Source organism: Hyphomonas sp. GM-8P, assembly GCF_003263315.1.
GTDB lineage: Bacteria > Pseudomonadota > Alphaproteobacteria > Caulobacterales > Hyphomonadaceae > Hyphomonas.
Genome location: NZ_AWFE01000021.1, coordinates 1 through 670, shown reverse-complemented (window position 1 = coordinate 670; position 670 = coordinate 1). Strand labels below are relative to the sequence as shown.

Genomic DNA, 670 nt, shown 5'->3' with positions numbered 1-670 from the left:
ATCTCGGGCACTGGGTCGACAAGGCGAACTCCCTGCTCGTCGGCGTGATCCTGCACGTCCTTTATGCCGAGCGCGAGAAGACGCTGGCGCGCGTATCGAGCTTCCTTGCCGATCCCGACCGGACATTCCGCACGACGCTGTCGATCATGCTCCGGACAAACCACCTTGGGACCAGCGATGCGCCAAAGGTTCATCCCGTCGTCGCCGAGACAGCCCGAGAATTGATGAACCAGGCGGAGAACGAGCTCTCCGGCGTGCTGTCAACAGCGCTGCGGTTCCTGTCGCTCTATCGCGACCCGGTGATTGCCGAAGTCACCTCGCGGAGCGATTTCCGGATCGAGGATCTGGTGTCCGGCGACCGGCCGCTTTCGCTCTACCTCGTCGTCCCGCCCTCGGACCTTTCGCGGACGAAGCCCCTGATGCGCCTCATCCTCAATCAGGTGGGCCGGCGGCTGACGGAGCATCTCGAGATTCGTCCTTCGGTATTCTCGCGTGGCAGATCGCTTTTGGCGAACATTCTCGGAGTTTGCGGGCTGCTTACGCCGCAGGTTTCTGTGCCGGTCGTAAAGTCCCGTCGGCGTGTCCTGTTCATGCTGGACGAGTTTCCTGCCCTTGGGCGCCTCGACTTCTTCGAAAGCACGCTCGCCTATATGGCAGGCTATGGCCTCAA

At 61.9% G+C, this 670-nt stretch carries 1 protein-coding gene; it reads left to right on the top strand.

Going from position 1 to position 670, the window contains the following annotated elements; genetic code table 11:
- On the top strand, positions 1–670 hold a 670-nt coding region (locus tag HY26_RS02315; RefSeq protein WP_158531399.1), incomplete at both ends, for a type IV secretory system conjugative DNA transfer family protein.